The following is a 17,772-nucleotide window of genomic DNA, read 5'->3' as shown; positions in this document are numbered from 1 at the left end:
CTTGCCCTCGTCCGTGTGCTTAGAAATAACCTTGCTTCTTACGCTGTTCCATCGCGGCTTCGGAGACCTGATCGTCCATCCGCGTCGCGCCGCGTTCCGTGATCTCGGTCACGGCCGTTTCGGCGATGATCTTCTCGAGATCGTCCGCATCGCTTTCCACCGGGCACGTGCAGCTAATGTCGCCGACGGTACGGAAGCGCACCTGCGCGGTTTCGCTGACTTCGCCTTCACGCATCGGCGTGAGCGGCGTAACCGGCACGAGCAGGCCATTGCGGCGCACGATCTCACGTTGATGCGCGTAGTAGATCGACGGCAGTTCAAGCTGTTCGCGAGCGATGTACTGCCACACGTCGAGTTCGGTCCAGTTCGAAATCGGAAACACGCGCAGATGTTCGCCGTTATGCAGACGCGCGTTATACAGGCTCCACAGTTCCGGGCGCTGCGCCTTCGGATCCCATTGGCCGAATTCGTCGCGGAACGAGAAAATCCGTTCTTTCGCACGGGCCTTTTCTTCGTCGCGGCGCGCGCCGCCGATCAGCGCGGTGTAGCCGTACTGTTCGATGGTTTCGAGCAGCGTCACGGCTTGCGCGGCGTTGCGCGAATCCAGTTCACGACGCAGACGCACCGTGCCGCGCTTGATCGAATCTTCCACATGACCCACCACGAGTTCAGCGCCGATCTCTTCCGCACGACGATCGCGGAAGTCGATCACTTCGTCGTAGTTGTGGCCGGTGTCGATATGCACGAGCGGGAACGGCAGCACCGTCTTGCGATTCGCGCCAATGCCGAAAGCCTTCAGCGCGAGGTGCAGCACCACAACCGAATCCTTGCCACCCGAAAACAGCAGCGCGGGCTTGCTGCATTCGGCGACCAGTTCGCGCAGGATGTGAATCGACTCGGCTTCGAGCCAGTCGAGGTGATCCATACGGTTTGCCGTGTTGGCGAGCGGTGCGTTCACAGTGGAATCGAGCGTGGTGCTCATATCTGGGTCCTTCGTTGGTTCGCGTCGCAAGCGGTTGCTTGCGTCGCGGAGGTATTCAAATCGGTATGTGCGGCGTTCGGGCCCAAAACCAAGGCCGGTTCGCTCAAACTTCAGGCCTAGGCGTTTGCGCCGCGCTCTACCGCGATCGGCGTAATCGTCGTGATGTGCAGTCCGCATTCCTTCGTATCGCGCGACTCCCACCACCAGCGCCCCGCCCGGCTATCTTCACCGGGGCGCACTGCGCGCGTACAAGGCTCGCAGCCAATGCTCGGGTAACCGCGCGCATGCAGCGGATTGACGGGCACGTCGAACGCTTTCAGGTAAGCCCACACGTCGGCTTCGGTCCAGTCGGTCAGCGGATTGAACTTGGCGATATTGCGCGCGGCGTCATGCTCTTCAGCATGCAGTTCGGCACGCGTCACCGACTGCTCGCGACGCTGGCCCGTGACCCACGCGCTAACATCCGACAGCGCCCGGTTCAACGGCTCGACCTTGCGGATTTCGCAGCAGCGCTTGCGCAGATCGACGCTTTCATAGAACGCGTTCAGACCGTGCGAGCCGACGTATTCCTCGACCGCCGCGGCTTGCGGATGAAACTGTTCGATGTCGTAGCCGTAGCGCTCTTTCACGCGATCGAGCATGCCGAGCGTTTCCGCATGCAAACGGCCCGTGTTCAGCGAGAAGATACCGATCTTCACGCCGCGCGACAGAATCGCGTGCGTGAGCAGCATGTCTTCCGCTGCGAGGCTGCTGGCAAGCTTCACGTTCTCGTGACGCGCGGCGATCGAATCGAGCAGCGCATCGAGGCGCTCGACCTTCGCAGCGAGTTCCGGCGTGAGCGATTCTGCGTCGCTCATGCCGGAACCTTTGCCAGTTCGCCCGCTTCGCGGCGACGGAACAGCGGCGACGAATTCACCGCGCCCTGATAGTTGAAGCTGAATTCGTCGAAGGCTTTGAGCGCGTCGTCGAAATCTTTATCTGAGCGCAACGCGTAAGCGTCGAAACCGCAACGGAACATGAACGCCAACTGATCGCGCAGCACGTCGCCGATCGCGCGCAATTCGCCCTTGTAGCCATAGCGCTCGCGCAGCAGGCGGCCGATGCTGTAACCGCGGCCATCGCGGAACACCGGGAAGTCCACGCCGATCAGCGCGATCTTGTCGAAGTCGGCAACGATATCCGCCGGTTCGCTTTCCGGCGCAAGCCACACGCCGATTTCCGCCGCGCTACGCGATGCGATCAATGCGTCACGTTCAGCCTGCCACAACGCGAGCGGCACCAGCACCTTGCCTGCGGGCAATTCGTTCACCGCGGGCAATGAGCCGTCTTCCGCCGGGCGCACGACCGTCCAGTCATCGTTGACGATCGCGCGATTCTTGATGATAGAAGCCATCTGTTCAGTTTCCTTTTCGCGGTTACGCGTGAGCCGGTTGACGCGAGGCGTACACACGTTCCTTGAACGGGGTGATGCCGATGCGGCTATACGTTTCGATGAAGCGCTCGCCTTCGTGGCGGTTTTCCACGAACGTATCGATCACCTTGCTCATCACGTCCGGCATTTCTTCCGCCGAGAACGACGGGCCGATCACGCGGCCGAGGTGCGCGCCGGTGGCGCCCGTACCCTGCTCGCCGCCGAGCGTCACCTGATACCACTCCGAGCCGTCCTTATCGACACCCAGAATGCCAATGTTGCCGACGTGGTGGTGACCGCACGCGTTGATACAGCCCGAGATATTCAGCGACACGTCGCCGAGGTCGTACACGTAATCCAGATCGTTGAAGCGTTCCTGAATGGCCAGCGCGATCGGAATCGACTTCGCATTCGCGAGCGAGCAGAAATCGCCGCCCGGGCACGCGATGATGTCGGTCAGCAAGCCGATGTTCGGCGTCGCGAAACCTTGTGCCTTGGCCTTTTCCCACAGCGCGAACAGGTCGCGCTTCTTCACATTGGCGAGAATCAGGTTCTGTTCGTGCGACACGCGGATTTCGCCGAGCGAGTACTCGTCGGCCCAATCGGCGACGGCTTCCATCTGCGTATCGGTTGCATCGCCCGGAGCGATCGTGGTCGGTTTCAAAGACAAGGTGACCGACGAGTAGCCCGACACCTTGTGCGGACGCACGTTACGCTCGACCCAACGGGCGAACGCACGGCTTTCCAGCAGATGGTTTTCGAACGATGCGTCCGTGTCCGGCAGCTTTTCGTACACCGGCGGCTGGAAGTATTGCGACACGCGATCCACTTCGGCTTGCGTGAGCGTCGACGGACCGTCCTTCAGGTGCTGCCATTCTTCTTCGACTTGCGCCGAGAATTTCTCCGGGCTCAACGCCTTCACGAGAATCTTGATGCGCGCCTTGTACATGTTGTCGCGGCGGCCGTAGCGGTTGTACACGCGCAGCACAGCTTCGCAGTACGTCAGCAGATGTTGCCACGGCAGATCCTTGCGGATGATCGCGCCGATGATCGGCGTACGGCCCATGCCGCCGCCGGCCAGGACATCGGCCACCAGCTCGCCCTGCTCGTTCTTCCTCAGATACACGCCCATGTCGTGAATCTGCACCGCAGCGCGGTCTTCCTTCGAACCCGACACGGCGATCTTGAACTTGCGCGGCAGCCACGCGAATTCCGGGTGGAACGTGGACCATTGACGCAGAATTTCGGCCCACGGACGTGGATCGACGACTTCATCCGGCGCCACACCGGCGAACTGGTCGGCGGTGATGTTGCGGATACAGTTGCCCGAGGTCTGAATGCCGTGCATTTGCACCGCGGCGAGCTTGCGCAGGATTTCCGGCGTTTCTTCGAGCTGGATCCAGTTGTACTGGATGTTCGAGCGCGTCGAGAAATGGCCGTAACCGCGGTCGTGTTCACGCGCGATCTGCGCGAGCACGCGCATCTGGTCGCTGCGCAGGTTGCCGTACGGAATCGCGATGCGGTGCATGTACGCGTGGCGCTGGTAGTACAGACCGTTCTGCAGGCGCAGCGGACGAAACTCCTCTTCGCTCAATTCGCCCGACAAGCGGCGGCGAACCTGATCGGCGTACTGCGCGACCCGTTCATCGACGATGGTCTGGTCGTACTGATCGTATTGGTACATTCGGGGACCCCAATTTTTTGCAGTGATACGCAGCAATCCGGTTTTGCCGCGCCCTGGATACCCTGTTTGTCACCATCCGCCCATGAACGTTTAGACCCATCGCTCATTTGCTTATGACAAATACAGATATCCATATTGGAAAAGATGGACAGATCGTAATAAACTGCCCTTATATTTCAAACGACTAAAAAATTCTTTTGATATGCGGAGAGGTTATATATGAACCTGCATCAATTCCGCTTCGTCCGCGAGGCTGTGCGGCAGAACTACAACCTCACAGAAGCGGCCAAGGCCCTGTTTACCAGTCAGCCGGGCGTTTCCAAGGCGATCATCGAGCTGGAAGACGAGCTGGGCGTGGAAATCTTCACGCGGCACGGCAAGCGCGTGCGCTCGTTGACCGAGCCGGGACGCATCATTTTGCAGTCGGTCGAGAAGATCCTGCAGGAAGTGGAAAGCCTCAAGCGGGTCGGTAAAGATTACGCGGCGCAGGACCAGGGCAATCTGGTGATCGCCGCCACCCACACGCAGGCGCGGTACTCACTGCCGGCCGCCATCGCCGAATTCAAGAAGCGTTTCCCCAAGGTCCACCTTTCGATTCTGCAAGGCAGCCCGACCCAGGTCGCCGAAATGGTCATTCACGACCAAGCCGACCTCTGCATCGCCACGGAAGCAATCGCTAACTATAAAGAGCTGGTCTCGCTGCCCTGCTTCCAGTGGCACCACGTCGCGGTGATGCAACCGGATCATCCGCTGCTCGACCGCAAACTTTTGTCGCTGGATGATCTGACCCAATATCCGCTGATCACTTACGACAACGCGTTCGCCGGCCGCACCAAGATCAACGAGGCGTTCCGCCTGCGCGGGCTGCACCCGGACATCGTGCTGGAGGCGATCGACGCCGACGTGATCAAGACCTATGTGGAACTGGGCCTCGGCGTCGGCATCATGGCGGATATCGCGTTCAACGCCGAGCGCGACCGCCATTTGCGCGCTATGCCGGTCGGCCACCTGTTCGGCAGCAATGTGACGCGGGTTGCGCTGAAGCACGGCGCCTATCTGCGCGGCTATGTGTACACGCTCGTCGAACTGCTGTCACCGAGCATGAACCGCAAGCTGATCGAACAGGCGCTCAAGGGCGAACACGAAACCTACGAACTTTGATATCACCACCGCTTCTCGCTACGGAGACCTCTCGATGACGTCGTACAACAAAAATTTCAGCGGCCTCGCCACCGCTTTAGGTTTTGGCGCGCTCTTGCTCGCCACCGCTGCACACGCCGACATCAAGGTCGGCATCGATCTGTCGAGCACCGGCCCGGCGGCCGTGATCGGCATCACCAGTAAGAACGCGATGCTGATGTGGCCTGCCACGATCGCCGGCCAGAAAGCCGACTACATCTTCCTCGACGACGCCTCCGACCCGGGCGCCGCCGTGCGCAACATCCGCAAGCTGATCAACGAAGACCACGTGGACGTGATCGTCGGCCCGAACATCACGCCGGCGGCAATGGCCGCGCTCGATCCGGTCGCCGAGAGCCAGACGCCGATGATCACGCTGATCGGCTCGGCGAGCGTGGTCGAGCCGCAGGAAGGCAAGAAGGTGTGGGCCTACAAAATGGCGCAGACCGACAGCGCGATGGCCGACGTGATGACGCGCTACATGTCGAACCACAACGTGAAGACGGTGGGTTTCATCGGCTTCGCGGACGGCTACGGCGAAAGCTGGCTCAACGAGTTCAGCAAGTTCGCGGCGCTGCGCCATATCCAACTGGTCGCCACCGAGCGCTATAACCGCACCGACGCGAGCGTCACCGGCCAGATTCTGAAGCTGATGGCCGCCAAGCCCGACGCGATTTTGATTGCCGGCGCCGGCACGCCGACCGTGCTGCCGCAGCGCACGCTGATCGAACGCGGCTTCAAAGGCCCGATCTACCAGACGCACGGCATCGCCACGCCCGAGTTCATCAAGCTGGGCGGCAAGGACGTGGAAGGCACGCTGTTCCCGACCCAGCCGGTCGTGGTGGCGCGCACGCTGCCGGCCGATCATCCGGCGAAGAAGGCGGCGCTCGCCTTTACGAACGAATACGAGGCGAAGTACGGCGCGGGCAGCGTGACGCAGTTCGCGGGCGATGCGGCCGGCGTGTATCCGCGTTTGCAGGACGCGGTGGCCCGCGCGCTGAAGACGGCGCAGCCGGGCACGCCGGCCTTCCGCACCGCGCTGCGTGACGAACTGGAGCACGCGCATGAGCTGGTCGTGCCGAACGGCGTGGTCAACACGAGCCCGAAGGACCACGTGGGGTTGGACCAGCGCGCTAGCGTAATGGGCACTATCAAGAACGGCCGGTTTGTTTATCTGAGCCAGTAAGCCAGCGCGCCTACGCGCCGTTCGAGCGGCGCGCAAGCTGCGTGTACCATGCCGACGGCCAGTTGCAGTGAACGCGCGGCATGGCGCACGTGTACGGTTTATATTGAATGTGTCAAGAAATCGTACCGCGTCAAAAGACCGTACAAAACGCTCGACTGGTTGTTGGGAACAGTACGTTTACCCCTAATTAATTGACCGTCAGCAATCCGGCACGCGGTGTCTTGCTGTTAAAGTGCAGATCTTCAGTTAGCCGCCTCCCTCACCATGCGCACCACCCGAGCCATCCACGCTGTCGAGCGATTGAAAACCCGCAGCGGCAATCCGCAGTTCGCCGCGATCAGCCTGTCAGGCGGGCTGTTTTATCTCGTCGACAAATCGAGTGGCACAGATAAAAAAGTCTCCGATCCGCTGACGCTCGACGATTTCGTCAAATTCGTCGATGGTTTTGGGCCACCGAAACCGCGCAAGGCGAGCAAGCTCGATATTGCGTTCGAAGAGCAGATCAAGAAGAGCAAGGGCAGCTAGACACCGTTGCATCTGATTTGATGATCAAAGATATCGGCTCCATGACCAGGACAAGCGCTAAATCCGTCAGCATCGCGCCAGACCACAACCAACCCACCCTGTCGAAGGGCCAGAAAGCATTCAACACGCTGATCAAACAAATTGAAAAGCGGCGTGCCAGTTTGCGCGCGTGGGAGGAGTCGGCGCCGGCTTTCCAGCAAAAGTACGTGAATGAACTGCTGCCGCTGACGCAGAAGATGCAACATTTGCGTGCGCGGATGGCGCACCTTCTCGACGAGCAGAGCAACCAGAAACGTATCACGCAGACCGAGCGGCGCAAACTTTCAGCAGTGATCGTTGATCTGGCGGCAGGATGTCTCGAAGAAGAAGATAGCGACGATTTGAAAGCGCTCTACAACCGGCACAGCGAGTCAAGCTACGACGACAACAGAGCGTCCGAACTCGACGAAATGAAATCGATGCTGGAGACGGTACTAGGCGTCGAGCTAGACGACATCGACATGCATTCGCCCGATGCAGTTCTGGATCGCCTGCAGGCGCATATCGAACAGGAGGACGCCGCGCAAGCGGCACAACATCAGGCGCGCGAGGCGGCAAGCGCCCGCAAAAAGAAGACGGCAAAGCAGATGGCGGCCGAAACTCGACGCCAGGAAGAAGAAGCGCAACTGAGCCGCTCGATTCGCGAGGTGTATCGCAAACTGGCCAGCGCGTTGCATCCCGATCGCGAAAGTGATCCAGAGGAACGCGAACGAAAAACCGCGCTGATGCAACGCGTCAATGAAGCCTACGGCAAGAACAATCTGCTGCGCCTGCTCGAATTGCAACTGGAACTGGAACACATCGACCAGAACGCCATCGATAGCCTGAGCGAAGACCGGCTCAAGCACTACAACAAAATATTGAAGGAGCAGGTAGGCGAACTCGACGATGAAATCATGTTTGTCGAAATGGCGTTCAAGGAGCGCTACGGGCTTGACCCGCTGGCTTTCATCACGCCGAAGAACATCATGCACGCGCTGACAGAGGACGTTTTTATCCTGAAGGAACAGATAGATTCTCTCGAATGCGATCTCGTGGACTTCCAGGACCTCGGCACGCTCAAGGCGTGGTTAAAAACCAGGCCGCGTTGAGCTGAAAAGCCTCCTTCGCTATTTGGCTTGCGTGTCACGAGCGTTGATACGCGAACCGCAACGCACGCGTAATCAACGTCATGACCGGCGACCGCTGCCGAAGCTCACCGCCTGCTCGCGGAACTCCTCCGTGTAGCTGCCTTTCGGTTCTCGATATCATCTGATATCCGTTTCGCTCATTGACGAAACACTGATCTCCACTTTTCTTCCGTTAACCTTATTGTGCTGCACCCGGCCTGGCGCGGATTTACCGGCGTCGCCCAAAATCCGTCCACCCGATGAGCCCACAGTCCATGCCCTCCGGCACATGTGACTTCGCTGGACCAACGTGACAAAGCCCGAGCGCCTACTCCGTTACCACCCCACCGAAAACGCGCAAAGCAAACTGACCTGGAGCGCCGGCCAAGGCGAAGTGCGGCTGGCGTGCAGACTACGCCCGCGTGGCTGGAGCGGTCGATCGCGGGCGGCCACGTTTTGCTTTCCGGAGAATCATTATGTATGTTCCTGGCATAACTACTTATATTCCCGTTTCAATGTCCGATGACAAGGATGACCAGAATCCGAAACCGAACGACGACGACAGTTCCAAAGGCGGCGACGTCGTCGTGCAGCGACAACTGTCAGGCGGATCGCCTGTCGCCGGGCGGCGATCGGTGGCTGGCGGCGAGAGACAGCCACACGCCAACCGTGCCCGACCGTCCCCGTCCCCGTCGACGCTCGGGCGCATTGGCATCACGCAGGCAGTCACAGCACAGCCCAGTGCGCCCGTAACAGCCGGCTCAGGCATTTCGCCAGCGGAGGCCGGACATCTGATCGACGGTTACGAGGGCAGTACGAACCTTCCGGACGACAGCAAGAACGCCACCGCGCTGGCGGATCTGCAGGGCGACGGTCTGCGCGGCATGCCGCAGGACGCGGTGCAGTTCGACCAGCAGGTGACCCTGCTCCTCCAGAAAATCGCTGCGCTTCCCCAGCAAACGCGCGAGAAATACCTTGGCATGGTGGCGGAGGCCGTCAACGCGTACGAAAGCGCGACCTCCGCCAGCGATCGCCAGAAGATTGCCAGTGCGCTCACGACGTACGTGCAAAAGCCGGTGGATACGGCCTACCAGCAGGCGATGAAAGATCCGGTGCAACGGGTCAAGCTGGAGTTCACGCCGCCCTACGGCGCGCAGTATCTGGGCGCTGCGGGACAGCAGCAGGTGGCGCTGCTCAGGCTGCTGGGACAACGGTTCGAGCAGGCGAAAACACCTGCGGAACGCGAGGCGCTATTCCGGCAGGCTGCCGGGATCCGTCAGACGCTGCAACAGCAGGTGGCGGGCGCCATTACGCGGGCGCACGCGCAGACTGATGACCAGTGGGCCGAGGCTGACAGGGAGCTCGATCTGGCGCTGAACTACGCAAGCGGGATGCAGGGAGATGATCGGGAGACCGGCAGGATGTCGTTTTCCCGGCTCCAAAAATTTGCCGAAAAGGCATTCACGTCACCGCGCAACGCACAGGAATTCCTGTACCGGATGCAGCACGACCCCGAACATTTCCAGGCCCTGAAAGACTGGTACAACGATGCGGCGCAAAAGAGCACATGGGCGGCTGCCCAACTGCCGTACTCTGCTTCCCTGAACATCCCTGACTATGCGTTGCGCGACGGTGTGAGGGCGCCGCAGCCGCCACAGGATCTCACGAGCATCAATGCCGATGACCTGCGGACGGGAAACTTCGCAGGGGATCTGCTGTACAGCTACCAGACGGCGTACATGGGTATCGACCTGTTCACCAATGTGCTTGGCGGGATGCTCGGGGAGGCGAAGCTTCCAGGCGGACGCGGGGGGGCCGGAAAAATCGAGGGTGGGAAGGGAGGCTCCGAACCGCATGTCGGCGGCGAGGACGAAGGTGCCCCGGGTGCAGGCAAGACGGGAGAGAGCAACGTCAGGATGTCGGACGCGGACGGCGGCGGTGCGGTGGAGGGCCACGGCGGTCCGGCAGCGGGAGAGGCGCCACACGCCGGACCCAAAGGCGCTCAAGGGGTGCCGGACGTGCCCGACACTTACTTGAGCAAGCCGGAAGGAGATCTGACGCCGGACCCGCAATTCCGCGGCATCTATCGTGACGGCAAGGGCCGGGGCATTATCCAGCAGGGAGACAGGACGTACGCAGTGGCCTACGACAGTGACAATGGAACGTGGAGAGTGCAGTCGCCGGAACGCGGCACGAAGCCGTCATATGCGGTACGGCTGAACAGTGACGGGAACTGGGAAGTGAATACGGATACCGGGCTGAAGGGGGGCGCGCCGACGTACACAGACGAGCTAGGGCGGCAGATTTACATGGACTACTGCAACGACGGCCTGTCTTATATCAAGATCGCAGCAAGACGGGGTATGTCAAAGGCTACTGCTCAAAGATTCTGCTCAAGGTTTGCAACTGATCACGGATTGCCGCTAATAGCGATCAGTCAACCTGAGGCCCGTCTCGCGAGCCTCACGGGAAAAAACGTTTATACGCAGTTGAAAGCCGGAGGGTCGCTGCAAAAGGCCGCCGATATGTGGACACATGGAAATACCTATGTGGCCTACCGTGGCGCGATGGGCTATGCGACTGAAACGGAGCAGCCCAAACAATTAATTGAGGTTGCCTTTTTGAACGCGCGCGAGGCCGCCCGTGGCGCCGGGCAAGGCGCAGCTCCGAAGGCGCCGACCGAACCCGCGCCGCAGCCCACGGTCGAGCCGATGACCCGGCAACAGTATGAGCAGATCGGCGAACTCTACGACGAAGGCCGCTTATCCCCGCAACAGATTGTGCAAAAAACCGGGGTGCCCGAGTCTTGGGTCAAGGACGTCGAGCACGGTCGCGGCTACTGGTCGCCGTCGGAGCAGGCCTATGTTAGGCCTATCTCCGACACGGAGAATCCGGAGCCGCCGGCCAAGCGACAGCGCGTGGAACCGTCTCCGTCGTCGCCCGTAGCCGGACCCTCGTCTTCTGCCGCCGCGGGGCCATCCGGTAGCGGTGAGGTAGAAGGTGCGGCCACGGTCCCGGGTTGGGGGCGTCAGGAGATGCGGCGCTGGATGAAGGAAAACCCGGACAAGCCAGGGAATATGAATCCGGAAATCCGTGACGCCATTACCGACTGGACCGGGGGCTATAGGCCCGCCCCGGAGGGGTTACAGCAGGAAATGATCGATGAGGGTTTCCCGCAGTTGACGCCAGATATAGTGCGCCGGTATTTGACCGAAGAACATTCAACACTTAGCCTCAGCCAGTTGGCCGATTGCTCGAGGTGGTTGGGCGTTTGATCTGTCAACGCCCGGCGATAATGTGTGCGATGCACAGACGTCGTTTCACTTTCTTGAAGACCGTTTTCCTGGCGTGCTTGAGTTCGTGGCTCCGGTAGGAGACGCGAGTTCAAGCACGCGCCGATGATGTCCGGCAAGGGTCTTGTCGATTCGCCATTCGCGGTGCCTGATTCGCTCTTTCTGTTTGTCATACGTGCTTTCCACCTGCTCCGGGAGAGGGGTGATTTCGCTCACTTCTGCGATGCGGTCAACGGGCGTCTTGCCGTCGAGTTAGCCATGCGGGCGGCGCCCGTTGTAGTCGAACTGCCACTCTTCAATTCGCTGGTCAATCTCGTCTTCGGTCGGGGCATGGTGGAACCAGAACTCGTTCAGGTCAGTCAACTGTGAACGCTCGACCTTGCCGTCGGGGTGTGGCGCGTGGCTGGTCTCGTGATACATCAGCACCCAATGTATTCGAGTCCCAATCTCACGGTCCATCGCTTCACTTTAGTTGAGACGATGTTCGTGAATCACACATGTCACGTATTCAGCGTCAAGCGGGTTTTATCTCGCGCCACTGCCCATCCGCCGCGCTACTCGCGAGCATCGCCTCGATAAATCGCAGCCCCGCCACGCCGTCCTCCACCGTCGTCAGCAACAGGCTCTCGGCGGGCAGCGCGCGACCTTCATCCAACGCTTCGATCTGCAACGCCGCGTCTTTGTACAACTGCGCGAACGCTTCCAGATAACCTTCAGGATGTCCAGACGGCACACGCGTCGCGTGGGCCGCGATCGCGCTCTTCACGCGCCCTCGTGTCAGGCGCTCCGCCGCACCGCCCAGTGGTGTGAACCACAATTCATTCGGATGCTCCTGATCGAACGCGAGACCGGCTTTCGTTCCATACACCCGCAAACGCAAGGCATTTTCCGCGCCGCTCGCCACCTGACTCGCCCATAGCATGCCGCGCGCGCCGTTCGGATAGCGCAGCATCGCCTGCACGTGATCGTCGATCCGGCGCCCCGGCACGAAGGTATGCACTTCCGCCGCGAGCGCGTGCGGCGTCATGCCCGTGACAAACGCGGCAAGATGATACGCATGCGTGCCGATATCGCCGAGACATCCCGCCGGCCCGGCTAACGCCGGGTCCGTGCGCCAACCCGCTTGCTTGTTCGTGCCGCTCGTTTCGATCGGCTCCGCCAGCCAGTCCTGCGCGTATTCGACCTGCACGACGCGTATTTCGCCCAACTCGCCGCTTTCGATCAACTCGCGGGCATGACGCACCAGCGGATAGCCGGAGTACGTATGCGTCAATGCAAACAGCCGGTTCTTCTCGCGAGCCAGTTTCGCCAGCGCCTCGCCTTCCGCCAGCGAAATCGCCAGCGGTTTGTCGCACACGATGTGAATCCCGGCTTCGAGAAACGCCGTCGCGACCGGCGCGTGCAGATGATTCGGCGTGACGATCGCCACTGCGTCGATGCCGTCGTCGCGCGCGGATTCGGCGCGCGCCATTTCGCGCCAGTCCGCATAGCTGCGCGCGATCCCTGCCTCGTCGGCGCTCGCCTGCGCGCGCTGGGGATCGGATGACAACGCGCCCGCCACCAGTTCGTAACGATCGTCGAGCCGCGCCGCAATCCGATGCACCGCGCCGATGAACGCGCCCTGTCCGCCGCCGACCATTCCAAGCCTGACCCTTCGTTGTGGCATCGCCTTTACTCCTTTGCGGTTTGGCCGCGTTCCTCAGATGCCGAGCACTCGCTTTAGCTGCGCAGCGTCTACGCCGCTGCCGGCGAAATCATCGAATGCATGCTCGGCCACGCGGATGATGTGCCGGCGGATGAACTCCGCGCCTTCGCGCGCGCCGTCGTGCGGATGTTTCAGCGCGCACTCCCATTCGAGCACGGCCCAGCCGGGAAAATCGTACTGCGCCATCTTCGAGAAGATCGCACCGAAATCGATCTGGCCGTCGCCTAGCGATCTAAAGCGCCCCGCCCGCTCGACCCAGCCGCTATAGCCGCCATACACGCCCTGCTTGCCGTTCGGACGAAACTCCGCGTCCTTCACATGGAACGCCTTGATTCGCTCGTGATAGATGTCGATGAACGCAAGGTAGTCGAGTTGCTGCAAAACGAAATGACTCGGATCGTAGAGGATATTGGCGCGCGCGTGCTGCTTCACCGCGTCGAGAAACCGCTCGAAGGTCACGCCGTCGTGCAGGTCTTCACCGGGATGCAGTTCGTAGCACACGTCCACGCCCGCCGCGTCGAACGCATCGAGAATCGGTGTCCAGCGGCGCGCGAGTTCGTCGAACGCGGCCTCGACCAAACCGGCCGGACGCTGCGGCCATGGATACAGATACGGCCACGCGAGCGCGCCGGAAAACGACACATGCGTGTTCAACCCCAAACGCTGCGAAGCCTTCGCCGCGAGCTTCATCTGCTCGATCGCCCATTGCGTGCGCGCGGCCGGATCGCCTCGCACATGCGGCGCGGCAAAGCCGTCGAACAACACGTCATAAGCCGGATGCACGGCGACGAGTTGCCCTTGCAGGTGTGTCGAGAGTTCGGTGATCGTCACGCCGGCGTCGTCCGCGATCTCGCGTAACTCGTCGCAATACGTCTGGCTCGCCGCCGCCTGTTCGAGATCGATCAGGCGGCTGTCGCACGGCACCTGAATCCCCTTGAAGCCGAGACCCGCGGCCCACTCGGCAAGATGCGCGAGGTTGTCGAACGGCACCTCGTCGCCCATGAACTGGGCGAGAAAAATCGCCGGCCCTTTGATGGTTTTCATCGTACGGTTCCTCGAACGAGGGCGCGCTCGCCGCGCCGCTGCGGCAGAAGGCCCGGCGGCGCGCCCCGGATGCTCAGGTCAGAACGGCGAGTCCGGAAAATAGAACTGCTGCGCGTTTTCCTTCGTGATCAGCACCGACGGGATGATCGTGGTGGCCGGCAGTTTGTCGCCCTTCAGACGCGCTTCGGCAGTGAGCTTGATGGCGTCGTAGATGAACTTCGGCGAGTACGACACGTCGGCCTTGATCATCGGCGCGCCGTCCATCACGTTCTTCACCATGCCTTTCGACCCTGCCCCGCCGAACACGATCTTGATGTCGGTGCGCTTGGCCTGCTCGATCGCCTTGATCACGCCGACGGCCATGTCGTCGTCCGCGGCCCAGACGGCGTCGATGTGCTTGAAGCGCGTCAGGTAATCCTGCATGACCTTGAAGGCGTCGTCACGATTCCAGTTCGCGTACTTGGCATCGAGAATCTTGATGTTCGGATACGCCTTCAGCACGCCCGTAAACGCGGTCCAGCGTTCGTTATCGAGCGTCGTCGGAATGCCTCGCAGCGCGACGATTTCGCCCTTGCCGTCGAGCGCTTTCGCCAGGTACTCGGCGGGAATCTTGCCGAACGCGGTGTTGTCACCGGCCACGTACGCATCCTGCGCGCTGGTGTCGGTCAGGCCGCGATCCACCACCGTCACGTACACACCTTTCTTCTTCACCTGCGCGACCGGCTGCGTGAGCGAAGCCGATTCGAACGGGAAGATCACGAGCGCATTGATCTTGTTGACCGTCACGAGATCCTGCAATTGGTTCGCCTGCTCGGGCGCGCCGGCCGCGGTCTTGACGATCACCTTCAGATCGGGATGCGCCTTCTCCAGATCGCTCTTGGCTTTGTTCGCCCACCAGACGATGCCGCCCGTGAAGCCGTGGTCGGCCGTCGGAATCGCAACGCCCAACGTGACTTTGTCGTCGGCGCGCGCGACGTTCGCCGTGCCCAGTATCCCCAACGCCAGCATGCCGGCGCCGACCGCTCGAATGACCTGCTTCATGGTTGTGTCTCCTTTTGTGAGGCGTTCGTGCGCCCCGATTCTCAACTCGCCGTGATTGCAAATTCAAAGCGCAATGTGAAGCGCCACCGCTACCGCCGTCCACGTTGTACGAACGCGACGAAGATAATCACTACGCCCTGCACCGCCGCGTTCAGATACACGCTGATGATGCTGGTCAAATTCAGAATGTTCGCGATCACCGAGAGCAGAATCGCGCCGATCACCGTGCCGATCACACGCCCTTCGCCGCCCTTGAGCGCGGTGCCGCCGACCACCACGGAGGCGATCGCTTCGAGCTCCCATAGCAAACCGGTCGTCGGCGTGGCCGAGCCGAGACGCGGCACGTACAGCACGGTGGCGACGCCCACGCAAATACCGAGTAGCACGTACGTGACGATCTTCACGGTATCGACGCGAATCGCCGCATAGCGCGCGACCTGTTCGTTCGAGCCGATTGCCTGCACGTGACGGCCGAACGCCGTGCGGTTAAGAATCAACGCGCCGCCCGCCGCGACGACCAGGAAGACCCAGATCGGCACCGGCACGCCGAACAGGCTCGCGTAATACACCGGGCCGTACAGATCGGACAACGAGTTATCCAAAGTCAGCGCGCCACCGTCGGCGAGCCACGTCAGCACGGCGCGAAAAATGCCCAACGTGCCGAGCGTGACGATGAACGGCTCGATGCGTCCTTTGGTAATCAGCAAGCCGTGCGCGCAGCCGAACAGGCCGCCCAGCACCAGAGCCATCACGATGCCGAGCGTGACGATCAGCAAAGGCGCAAGCGTATGGCCGCCGATGCCCGCCGCGAGACCGTTCATCAGCCAGATCATGCTGCCCGCGATCAGCGCCGCCATCGAGCCGACCGACAGATCGATGCCGCCCGAAATGATCACGAAGGTCATGCCGACCGCGATGATGCCGATGAACGAGGTGCGCGTGAGCACGTTCATCATGTTGTCGACGGTAGCGAAATCGCGATTGAGCAGCGTGCCGACAATGCACAGCGCGACCAGTCCGACGAGCGGCCCGAGCGCATACAGTCGATGTGCGAAGCGCAACGCGCGGCCGGTTTGCACGGCTTCAGTGGGTGCCGGTCGCATGGGCGATCAACTCCTCTTCGGTCAGATGGTCGAGCGTGAGCGTGGCTTGCAGGCGTCCCGCGCGCATCACGGCAACGCGGTGGCACAGGCCGATCAGTTCGATCAGTTCAGATGAAATGACGATCACCGCGCGGCCCTGCGCGGCGAGACGATGAATCAGAAAATAGATGTCGCGTTTCGCGCCGACATCGACGCCGCGCGTCGGCTCGTCGAGCACGATCACGTTCGGGTCGGGCTGCAGGAATTTGGCGAGCGCGAGCTTCTGCTGATTGCCGCCGGACAGCATGCGCGCGCGGCTCGACAGGTCGCCCGTGCGGATGCCGAATTCGCTCACGGCTTTAGTCAACGCGGCGCGCCCCGCTTTCATGTCGAGCAGCGGATGCGCGTAACGTTCGAGCGTCATCAGCGTGACGTTGTCCTGCAGGCTCAGGTTCACGTGCAGGCCTTTGCCCTTGCGGTCTTCGCTGAGATACGTGATGCCGTGACGCATCGCATCGCGCGGGCTTTTCAGATCGACGGGGCGACCGGCGACTTCAATGCGGCCCGCCGTGCGTTTGCGCAGACCGATGATCGCTTCGAACGCTTCGGTGCGGCCGGCGCCCACCAGTCCCGCGAAACCGAGCACTTCGCCCGCGCGCACGTCGAAGCTCAGGTCTTCCACCCAATCCGGCACGGCGAGGCCTTGCACCTTCAACGCGAGCGGCGCGTCGGCGGATACGGTGATCTTGTCGGGAAACATGTCGGAAAGCTCGCGCCCGACCATCAGGTTCGCCATCTGCTGGCGCGCGAGTCCCGCGGTTTCGCCGCGCGCGACGAAGCGGCCGTCGCGCATCACGATCACTTCGTCGGTGATGCGCTCCACTTCGTCCAGCTTGTGCGAGATGTAGATGATGGTCACGCCGTCGGACTTGAGCTTCGCCATCAGCGTGAATAGGCGTTCGGTCTCGGACGGCGTGAGCGTCGCTGTCGGTTCGTCCATGATGAGCAGGCGCGCGCGACGCGACAGCGCCTTCGCGATCTCCACCATCTGCTTTTCCGCGACGATCAATTCGCGCACCTTCGTGTCCGGCGCTTTTTCCAGACCGACTTGCGCGAGATAGCGCGCGGCGTCGGCGCGCATGGCGGTATCGTCCACGAACCAGCCGCGCTTTTTCTCATGGCCGAGATACATGTTCTGCGCGATCGTCAGATGCTCGGCGAGATTGAACTCCTGGTGGATCAGCACGATGCCTTGCGCTTCGGCGTCGCGCGAACCGATAAACTGGTGCGCTTGCCCATCGACCAGCAAGGTCCCCGAGGTTGCCGTTTCATAGCCGGCGAGGATTTTCATCAGCGTGGATTTGCCCGCGCCGTTCTCGCCGAGCAAACCGTAGATGCGCCCCGGCGCCAGCTCGAAGCTCACGCCGTGCAGCACGCGCACGGGCCCGAAGTCTTTGCGGATGTCGTCGAAACGGATCGCGAGACTCATGAT

General features: G+C 61.5%; 14 protein-coding genes and 1 pseudogene. 5 read left to right on the top strand and 10 right to left on the bottom strand.

The window, feature by feature from the left end:
- Nucleotides 1-19: 19 nt before the first annotated feature.
- The 4 genes from cysD to HF916_RS31995 all read right to left on the bottom strand — a co-directional run bounded on the left by cysD (nucleotide 20) and on the right by HF916_RS31995 (nucleotide 4,077).
- Nucleotides 20-982, bottom strand: a complete 963-nt coding sequence (gene cysD, locus HF916_RS32010) for a sulfate adenylyltransferase subunit CysD (protein ID WP_168792867.1) — start codon at nucleotides 980-982, stop codon at nucleotides 20-22.
- Nucleotides 983-1,098: 116 nt separating this feature from the next.
- Entirely contained in the window at nucleotides 1,099-1,839 is a 741-nt protein-coding gene (locus HF916_RS32005; protein ID WP_168792866.1) for a phosphoadenylyl-sulfate reductase, read from the bottom strand.
- A complete protein-coding gene (locus HF916_RS32000) occupies nucleotides 1,836-2,375 on the bottom strand; it encodes a DUF934 domain-containing protein (RefSeq protein ID WP_168792865.1) in 540 nt (179 codons plus the stop codon). The genes HF916_RS32005 and HF916_RS32000 overlap by 4 nt, the downstream gene beginning before the upstream one ends.
- Before the next feature lie 22 nt (nucleotides 2,376-2,397).
- Complete coding sequence (locus HF916_RS31995; protein WP_168792864.1) at nucleotides 2,398-4,077, bottom strand: nitrite/sulfite reductase; 1,680 nt, start codon at nucleotides 4,075-4,077, stop codon at nucleotides 2,398-2,400.
- 219 nt (nucleotides 4,078-4,296) lie between these two features.
- Here HF916_RS31995 and HF916_RS31990 point away from each other — a divergent pair, with 219 nt between their 5' ends.
- The 5 genes from HF916_RS31990 to HF916_RS31970 all read left to right on the top strand — a co-directional run bounded on the left by HF916_RS31990 (nucleotide 4,297) and on the right by HF916_RS31970 (nucleotide 11,390).
- On the top strand, nucleotides 4,297-5,238 hold the full coding sequence (locus HF916_RS31990; protein WP_168792863.1) for a CysB family HTH-type transcriptional regulator: 942 nt from the start codon (nucleotides 4,297-4,299) through the stop codon (nucleotides 5,236-5,238).
- 34 nt (nucleotides 5,239-5,272) lie between these two features.
- Nucleotides 5,273-6,442, top strand: coding sequence for an ABC transporter substrate-binding protein (locus HF916_RS31985; protein ID WP_168792862.1), 1,170 nt, complete (start codon nucleotides 5,273-5,275; stop codon nucleotides 6,440-6,442).
- A 264-nt stretch (nucleotides 6,443-6,706) separates the two neighbouring features.
- On the top strand, nucleotides 6,707-6,967 hold the full coding sequence (locus HF916_RS31980; protein WP_154565923.1) for a hypothetical protein: 261 nt from the start codon (nucleotides 6,707-6,709) through the stop codon (nucleotides 6,965-6,967).
- Between the two features lie 20 nt (nucleotides 6,968-6,987).
- Entirely contained in the window at nucleotides 6,988-8,097 is a 1,110-nt protein-coding gene (locus HF916_RS31975; RefSeq protein WP_240975780.1) for a J domain-containing protein, read from the top strand.
- Between the two features lie 494 nt (nucleotides 8,098-8,591).
- Nucleotides 8,592-11,390: a hypothetical protein gene (locus HF916_RS31970; RefSeq protein ID WP_168792861.1), complete on the top strand. Its 2,799-nt coding sequence runs from the start codon at nucleotides 8,592-8,594 to the stop codon at nucleotides 11,388-11,390.
- A gap of 45 nt (nucleotides 11,391-11,435) precedes the next feature.
- On the opposite strand, the pseudogene HF916_RS31965 reads toward HF916_RS31970, so the two are convergent.
- The 6 genes and pseudogenes from HF916_RS31965 to HF916_RS31940 all read right to left on the bottom strand — a co-directional run.
- Nucleotides 11,436-11,807: pseudogene (locus HF916_RS31965) on the bottom strand (integrase core domain-containing protein); the annotation flags it as partial.
- Between the two features lie 115 nt (nucleotides 11,808-11,922).
- Nucleotides 11,923-13,074, bottom strand: a complete 1,152-nt coding sequence (locus tag HF916_RS31960; RefSeq protein WP_168792860.1) for a Gfo/Idh/MocA family protein — start codon at nucleotides 13,072-13,074, stop codon at nucleotides 11,923-11,925.
- 33 nt (nucleotides 13,075-13,107) lie between these two features.
- Nucleotides 13,108-14,157: a sugar phosphate isomerase/epimerase family protein gene (locus HF916_RS31955; protein WP_168792859.1), complete on the bottom strand. Its 1,050-nt coding sequence runs from the start codon at nucleotides 14,155-14,157 to the stop codon at nucleotides 13,108-13,110.
- A gap of 78 nt (nucleotides 14,158-14,235) precedes the next feature.
- Nucleotides 14,236-15,198 (bottom strand): substrate-binding domain-containing protein, encoded by a 963-nt coding sequence (locus tag HF916_RS31950; RefSeq protein WP_168792858.1) that lies wholly within the window; start codon nucleotides 15,196-15,198, stop codon nucleotides 14,236-14,238.
- Between the two features lie 89 nt (nucleotides 15,199-15,287).
- A complete protein-coding gene (locus HF916_RS31945) occupies nucleotides 15,288-16,301 on the bottom strand; it encodes an ABC transporter permease (RefSeq protein WP_168792857.1) in 1,014 nt (337 codons plus the stop codon).
- Nucleotides 16,282-17,769 carry a sugar ABC transporter ATP-binding protein gene (locus HF916_RS31940; RefSeq protein ID WP_168792856.1) on the bottom strand — a complete coding sequence of 496 codons (1,488 nt, stop codon included), beginning with the start codon at nucleotides 17,767-17,769 and terminating at the stop codon, nucleotides 16,282-16,284. Before HF916_RS31940 ends, HF916_RS31945 begins: the two co-directional genes overlap by 20 nt.
- Nucleotides 17,770-17,772: the final 3 nt, after the last annotated feature.

Origin of the sequence: Paraburkholderia aromaticivorans (genome assembly GCF_012689525.1) — a bacterium.
GTDB classification, from domain to species: Bacteria; Pseudomonadota; Gammaproteobacteria; order Burkholderiales; family Burkholderiaceae; genus Paraburkholderia; species Paraburkholderia aromaticivorans_A.
The sequence above is the reverse complement of the archived record's forward strand: the minus strand, read 5'-3'. Positions and strand labels throughout refer to the sequence as shown.